Source organism: Ancylothrix sp. D3o, assembly GCF_025370775.1.
In the GTDB taxonomy this organism is placed as follows: domain Bacteria; phylum Cyanobacteriota; class Cyanobacteriia; order Cyanobacteriales; family Oscillatoriaceae; genus Ancylothrix.
The window spans coordinates 994,989-1,001,154 of sequence record NZ_JAMXEX010000001.1 but is presented as its reverse complement, the minus strand read 5'-3'; the positions used below and the strand labels follow the sequence as shown (position 1 = coordinate 1,001,154).

The following is a 6,166-nucleotide window of genomic DNA, read 5'->3' as shown; positions in this document are numbered from 1 at the left end:
TACCTAATTATCAACAAGGAATAAGAGCTATGAGGCTTATTCTATCAGCGTTATAAGCGACTTGTCACCCCGACAGGTTCGTTCAGTACGATTGCCTTTCCTGGTAGCTTAGATTAACCCAAGTAAACCCAACCTCTTTTTCTACTCGCAATCTTATTCATTTTTACTATGACAATGCGACCCAGTAGGCGAAGTAAAGGCTATTTTAAGCAAAAAGATTAAACAAGGTGAATAGGGACACCAAAATCAATAGCGACAACCGGTATTTAATTTAACTTTGGTAAAGCGCGATCTTTATTAAAAAACCGGCCTTCTTAGATAAAGAAACCCGATTCCTCACCCGAAGTGATGGCTACATTTTCATAAATTTTAACTTCAATATTTTAAGGATTCGTATTTGATGTACCCGACTCTGATGCAGAAGCCAAGCGCTCAATATTCCCACTTTTTATCCAGCCTTCGCGTTCCGTATTTTCTATGCGAACTCGCTGCCATTCTTTATCAGGAGTTTCTTCGAGGACAATTAACCGGCCATTATATTCAACCCCACCAATACTTTTAGACTCAAACCCCGGACGTTCTCTTAAACTTAATCCTTCCGGCCAAGTAACGCGGGCTGTATAAAGTCCGGGCTCTTGAGGTTTAGCGGTGGGGGTGGGTTTGGGGGTTGCTGCTGAGGATGCTGGTTTGGCAGAGGGTTTACCCGTTTTGCTAGTGCTGTTGGTGGTAGTAGTGGCGATTTTTTCTTCTTCAAAAACCGGCCTTTCGGGTTGAGCAGAGTGTTTTGCGGCCAAGTAGAGGGCGGCGGCGACTCCACCGGCACCGATGAGGGCAAAAGCAAGGGCAATGCCAAGGAGAAATTGTAAAAGTCCAGATACGGTTTTCACGGCAGCAATAGTGTTTGATTGAGTTGTGGTGGCCGGTGGGTTTTTGGTGAATTGTCAAATGTCAATAGTCCTTTGTCATTTGTCTTTTGTTGAATTAGCAATGACATTTCACCAATGACATCTGACAATTTTACAGAAATTTCTGTCGTTGTTTGGGGAATTGGCCGTTTTAGTCGGGGCCGGTGAGCGGCGTTTGGAGACGTCCGAGAAGGCTGTTATGGCGGGAAGCCAGACGAGCTTTACCGGCGGCGGCCCAGTTTTGCAAAAATTGAATTTGCTCACTGGCTGTGCGCGCGAGGGGAATGATTTGGCTGGCCGCTTCTAAAATGTCATCATTATTAAAATCGCGGTTTTGGCTAAAACCAATGTGCATAGCTTCAATTAAAGCTTGTTCAATTTCTGCCCCCGAAAAATCCGGGGTTTCGTAGGCAAGCCGGTCGAGGTCGTAGTTTTTGAGGTTGTGGGGGCGGAGTCGGGATAGATGAACGCCAAAAATAGCCCGTCGTTCTTCACTGTTGGGTAATCCTACAAAGAATATTTCATCAAACCGGCCTTTTCGTAAAATTTCTGCCGGTAGCGATTGGATGTTATTTGCCGTAGCGACGACGAAAACGGGGGAAGTTTTTTCGGCAAGCCAGGTGATGAAGGTGCCGAAAACGCGGCTGGTGGTGCCGCCGTCGCCTTTAGTGTCAAAACCGGCAAAAGCTTTATCAATTTCGTCTACCCAGAGAACACAAGGAGCGAGGGCTTCGGCTGTTTGGATAAAGGCGCGAGTCCGAGATTCTGATTCACCCACTAATCCGCCAAATAACCGGCCCACATCCAGACGGAGGAGGGGCAGATGCCAATGGTGGGCGATAGCTTTGGCTGTGAGAGATTTGCCGGTGCCTTGGATGCCAACCAGCAGTAAGCCTCTGGGGTGGGGTATGCCATATTGTCGGGCTTTTTCAGAGAAGGCACTACCGCGTCGCAATAGCCAGTCTTTGAGGTTGTCGAGTCCGCCGATATCGGTGATTTTTTCGGTGGCTGGGTAAAATTCGAGGATTTGGGTTTGGCGGATGGTTTGGCGTTTTTCTTCGAGGATCAGTTCGATGTCGTCGGCTTCGATTTTGCCGTGTGTGGCGATGGCTTTGGCTAAAACTCTGCGAATTCTTTCCAGGGAAAGTCCTTGACAAGAGGACACGATCTCGTCCAAAAGTCGGGGTTCTAAAGTGGCGCTGGTGGCGGTGAGGAGGCGTTCGACTTCGGTTTTAATGTCGGTTGGGGTGGGGAGGGGAAATTCGATGATGGTGAGGACGTCGGTGAGGTCTTCGGGAATGTTGAGTTGGGGGGAAAGGATAACGAGGTTTTTGGGTTGAGATTTGAGGAGGCGGGAGAGGTTGCGGAGTTTGCGGGAGATGGAGATGTCTTCTAGGAAGCGGTGGAAGTCTCGCAATATGAAGATTGCGGGGGCTGCGGCGGGGAGTTTTTCGATGAATTCTAGGGCTTGGAGGGGGTTACGCCGGCCTGCGTTGGCATCGTTGGGGTTGCCAGAATAGCCGTCTACGAAGTCCCATATATAGATGGCGCGGTTGGTGCGGTTGCCGATGTCTTTGATGGTGGTTTCAAGGCGCTCTTCTTCGCGGGTGGGGATGTAGAGGATGGGGTAGCGGGCGCGGAGTAGGAGTTCAAATTCTTCGCGGAAAGCCATATATAGTCCTTTGTCCTTAGTCATTTGTCCTTAGCCATTTGTCCTTAGTCCTTTGACCAATGGCAAATTAGCAGGGACAAATGACAAATGACAACAATATCAAATCGATTGAGTTAGGTTGGGAGTTGGTTTTTCAGGGTTTCTAGGGCTGACCACCGGCTGTCTACTTTTGTTGGTTCGGAGGGGGTGACTTGACTGCTGGTAAGTTGAATGCCTTGGCAGTTGTTTTGACAAAGTTGCTGGTAGGGGATGGCTAAACACAACTGCTGGTAAATCCATTCTCTGGGGTCCAAGTGCCCTTGGGGAGAAAGGGTTTCGACTAAATCTTCTGGGGCGATTTCGCGTTCGCTGGGGCCGGTGTCTGGTTCTTCGACGGCAGAATCTAGCCAGATGATTTCTTTGGGTTGGATTTTGACGCGGTGGTTGTATTGTTGCAGGCAGCGGTGGCAGGTTAAGGTGATGATTGCTTCACAATTGCCTGTAAGTTGGAGATAATTGCCGCAATGGGTAATTGTCAGTTTGCCCTTGACGGGCATGAGGGTTTCTAAATCTTGGATAAATTCTTCAAAATCAATCACCCGCGTCCGTGCGGGTGCTGTTGTCAGGTGGGGAATGTAAATTGATTCCATGAGCTAGTTCGCTCCCTTGGTTAATATATGGGGAGGTAAGCCTTTTAGCGGTAAGTTCGCTACAAGATGAGTAGCAAGAACGTGCGCCTGCACGATTGGCTATAGAAAAGCCATACATTTTAGCGTAGGCGCACGACGAGACGGCGATCAGGCTCTTGTCCCCGACTGTAGGTTTCTAGGTCTGTGTATTCTTTGAGCAAGCTGTGGACTTGGCGGCGTTCGGCGGAGGAGAGGTCTTTCATTTCGTATTCTCTGCCGGTACGCCGCACTTCCATGATGGCCTCTTCTGCTATGGAGCGGAGTTCGGCTTCCCTCCGTAGGCGGTAACCGTCTAGCTCTATGGTATAGGAGGCGTGCTCTTCTGGTTCGAGGTTGATATTGAGGGTGCTGTTTGCCAAAAACTGGATGGCATCGATTACTTCTCCATCTCTGCCTATTAAGAGGTCAATTTGATCGGCAGATAGGTTGGTTTGATCAATGTTTAGCCAGTAGTTGTCTGTTTCTTCGTGGTAGTTGTCGCTTTTGTGTGCGCTGACGCTGGCAGGGTTGGACATTAAACTTAATAATTTTTCCAACCACTGCTGACCACGCTGTATTTTTTTCTCGTCGCTCATAGCACTCCCGTTAGGCTTTTTTCTTGGTTCGCCCTGGTTCAAAGGGGAGTGATTCACGTCCTTTGCCCTGTTCAGTTTTTGCTTCTGCATCTACGATTTTTTGTAGATTTTCTGGTAGGGGTTCCCGTGACAAGATGAATGCTTGTACGGTTTGGAAGATGTTAGCGATGACCATGTACATGAGTACGCCGGCCGGTAAGGGGAAGAATAAAAACATCCCTGAGAATAGAACGGGAGTAATTTTGTTGATCGTATCTTGTTGGGGGTTAGCTGCGGCTGAGGAAGATGAGCCTCCTTGACCGGATAGTAGTTGGTTGACGTATAAGCTGATACCAAATACTAGAACCATGCCCACGATATCCCAGTGTATTTTTCCGTCAGGATCAACTGCGCCGACTCTTCCGAGGGCTTCGATAAAGAGGAAGCCTTTATCTGCTGCTAATCCGGGGATGGTTCCTTGGATAGTAACATCACCTGGGTTGATGGCTTCTATTGTGCCGTCTTCGGTGATTTTGACTCGCTCTTCACCTTTGGTGACTTTCCAGTGGGGGTTAATTTTGATTTCTGGATGTTCTGCGAGTAAGGCATTTAGGTCTTTGCCTTCTACGGTTTGAAATTCAATTTTTGCGCTTTCACCTACGCTGAGTTTGTTGCCAGCAGGTAATAAGGCGGTTACAGGGGCATGAACTCCATCTGCAACAAATATGTTTTGCGGTGGGGTTGTAAATGCCGCTGGTTGTATGTTCTCGATTTGTTCTTGCGGAAATATTTGCAAGTTTACGGTGTAGTTTACGTCAGAAAATGGCGAGCCTCTTAGTGTTGCAAATAGTGCAAATAGCACTGGCATTTGCAATAGTAAGGGTAGGCATCCTCCGAGGGGGTTGCCAAATTCTTTGTACACTTTTTGCATTTCTTCCTGCTGTTTTGCAGGATTGTCTTTGTATTTTTCTTGTATTTCTTTTACCCGCTTTTGCATTACCGGCTGGGCTACTTTCATTCGCCGCATATTGCGAATTGAGCCGGCGTTGAGGGGGAATAAAGCCAATCGTATCACTAACGTCAGAGCCACGATGGCTAGTCCGTAGCTTGGCACGATCCCGTAGAAAAAGTCGAGGATCGGCAGCATTACGTTGTTTGAAAGAAACCCTACACCAAAGTCCATTCTTTATGTCAACCTGTGCGCTCTGAAGTGTTGGTAATTTATTTTTTTTGTTTTTAGCCTGTACAGTGAGCCGGTGGGCCATTTTTTAACTTTTTTATCAGTTAAATTTTTTGGGCGGCTTCTGTTGTTTTGGACTGGAGAGTTGAAATTTAAAATCTACAATCCAAAATTTTTGGGCTGGTTTGAGAGCGGTTTACCGGCCACTACCAATGGCTCCGCTTTCTTTTCTGGCTTTCGCCGGCATTTTGTCGTTGATGTAATTATATACATCTCGGAATTTGGGGACTGCTCGCAGTTCGAGCCGGCTACCGTCGGTGAGGGTAATCACCATGTCTCCCCAGATGCCTAAGCCGCGAGGTACGGTGACGACTTTGGCGATTTCGTTATAGATGATGTCTGAGCGTTCGCGTCCCATCCAGCCGCCTGTAACGGAGATTCGCCGGTTGGTGATGCGGTAGCGCAACCATATTGCGCGAACGATGGCGGCGACGGTGAGTGGTAAACAGATGACTGTGAATCCTAGCAGGATGTTGAAGATTAGATCGCCTATGTGAGGGCCACCCTCATAGTAAACTTCCTCTTTTATGCCCATTGATTACCTCTGCTTGTGCCAACAACTGCTCTAATTCTTGCAGAATTTGTCTGTAATTGCACTCAATTGCTGGGGGATAGACGACGATTACGATATCCCAACCGGGGGAGAGAAGGGGGAAGAGTTGCCGGAGGGCTGCTCGTATTTGCCTTTTGATTCGGTTGCGGATTACTGCTCGTTTACTGACTTTTTGGCTGATGCTGATGCCGGCTCTGGTTGGGGCTGGGCTAACCGGCAGTGCTGCATTGTCTGTTTGGGTGGTGTTTTTGGCTTGAGGCCGTAGGGCTCTTAAGCCGAAATGCCTGCTGTTGCGGCGTTTTCCACTTTTGTACACTGCATTAAAGTCTTGCCGGTGCCGGAGCCGGTTTTGTTTTGGCAACACGCGCTTTTCTAGGGCTGTCGCTGTTAAGGCTGCCTAGACGCTTAGCCGGTAACGTCCTTTGGCGCGGCGAGCTTGGATTACTCGCTGGCCGTTTTTGGTTCTCATCCGTACTCGAAAGCCGGATACTCTTTTTCTTTTGCGGCTTGTGCCGCCGAGGGTGCGCTGTGTCATATTTTTTTTCCTTGCTCTGGCTGTGTAGGTTCAACAAAA

8 protein-coding genes are annotated in these 6,166 nt (G+C 48.3%); all 8 read right to left on the bottom strand.

Going from position 1 to position 6,166, the window contains the following annotated elements:
• Nucleotides 1-383 precede the first annotated feature (383 nt).
• The 8 genes from NG798_RS04180 to rpmH all read right to left on the bottom strand — a co-directional run bounded on the left by NG798_RS04180 (nucleotide 384) and on the right by rpmH (nucleotide 6,127).
• On the bottom strand, nucleotides 384-887 hold the full coding sequence (locus NG798_RS04180; protein WP_261220518.1) for an SH3 domain-containing protein: 504 nt from the start codon (nucleotides 885-887) through the stop codon (nucleotides 384-386).
• A gap of 169 nt (nucleotides 888-1,056) precedes the next feature.
• The gene (locus tag NG798_RS04175) at nucleotides 1,057-2,577 is read right to left on the bottom strand and encodes an AAA family ATPase (RefSeq protein WP_261220558.1); all 1,521 of its coding nucleotides are present in this window, start codon (nucleotides 2,575-2,577) and stop codon (nucleotides 1,057-1,059) included.
• 113 nt (nucleotides 2,578-2,690) lie between these two features.
• Entirely contained in the window at nucleotides 2,691-3,206 is a 516-nt protein-coding gene (locus NG798_RS04170; protein WP_261220517.1) for a DUF177 domain-containing protein, read from the bottom strand.
• A 119-nt stretch (nucleotides 3,207-3,325) separates the two neighbouring features.
• Entirely contained in the window at nucleotides 3,326-3,820 is a 495-nt protein-coding gene (locus NG798_RS04165; RefSeq protein ID WP_261220516.1) for a R3H domain-containing nucleic acid-binding protein, read from the bottom strand.
• Between the two features lie 10 nt (nucleotides 3,821-3,830).
• Nucleotides 3,831-4,982 carry a membrane protein insertase YidC gene (gene yidC, locus NG798_RS04160; RefSeq protein WP_261220515.1) on the bottom strand — a complete coding sequence of 384 codons (1,152 nt, stop codon included), beginning with the start codon at nucleotides 4,980-4,982 and terminating at the stop codon, nucleotides 3,831-3,833.
• Between the two features lie 193 nt (nucleotides 4,983-5,175).
• Nucleotides 5,176-5,574, bottom strand: coding sequence for a PH domain-containing protein (locus tag NG798_RS04155; RefSeq protein ID WP_261220514.1), 399 nt, complete (start codon nucleotides 5,572-5,574; stop codon nucleotides 5,176-5,178).
• Nucleotides 5,546-5,956, bottom strand: a complete 411-nt coding sequence (gene rnpA / locus NG798_RS04150) for a ribonuclease P protein component (protein WP_261220513.1) — start codon at nucleotides 5,954-5,956, stop codon at nucleotides 5,546-5,548. The genes NG798_RS04155 and rnpA overlap by 29 nt, the downstream gene beginning before the upstream one ends.
• 33 nt (nucleotides 5,957-5,989) lie before the next feature.
• Nucleotides 5,990-6,127: a 50S ribosomal protein L34 gene (rpmH, locus tag NG798_RS04145; RefSeq protein ID WP_261220512.1), complete on the bottom strand. Its 138-nt coding sequence runs from the start codon at nucleotides 6,125-6,127 to the stop codon at nucleotides 5,990-5,992.
• Between the last annotated feature and the right edge of the window lie 39 nt (nucleotides 6,128-6,166).

Excerpts from the sequence above, each read along its gene's own strand:
- NG798_RS04175 (WP_261220558.1), bottom strand. The coding sequence starts at position 2,577 with ATGGCTTTCCGCGAAGAATTTGAACTCCTACTCCGCGCCCGCTACCCC.
- yidC (WP_261220515.1), bottom strand. The coding sequence starts at position 4,982 with ATGGACTTTGGTGTAGGGTTTCTTTCAAACAACGTAATGCTGCCGATC.
- NG798_RS04165 (WP_261220516.1), bottom strand. The coding sequence starts at position 3,820 with ATGAGCGACGAGAAAAAAATACAGCGTGGTCAGCAGTGGTTGGAAAAA.
- NG798_RS04170 (WP_261220517.1), bottom strand. The coding sequence starts at position 3,206 with ATGGAATCAATTTACATTCCCCACCTGACAACAGCACCCGCACGGACG.
- rpmH (WP_261220512.1), bottom strand. The coding sequence starts at position 6,127 with ATGACACAGCGCACCCTCGGCGGCACAAGCCGCAAAAGAAAAAGAGTA.
- NG798_RS04155 (WP_261220514.1), bottom strand. The coding sequence starts at position 5,574 with ATGGGCATAAAAGAGGAAGTTTACTATGAGGGTGGCCCTCACATAGGC.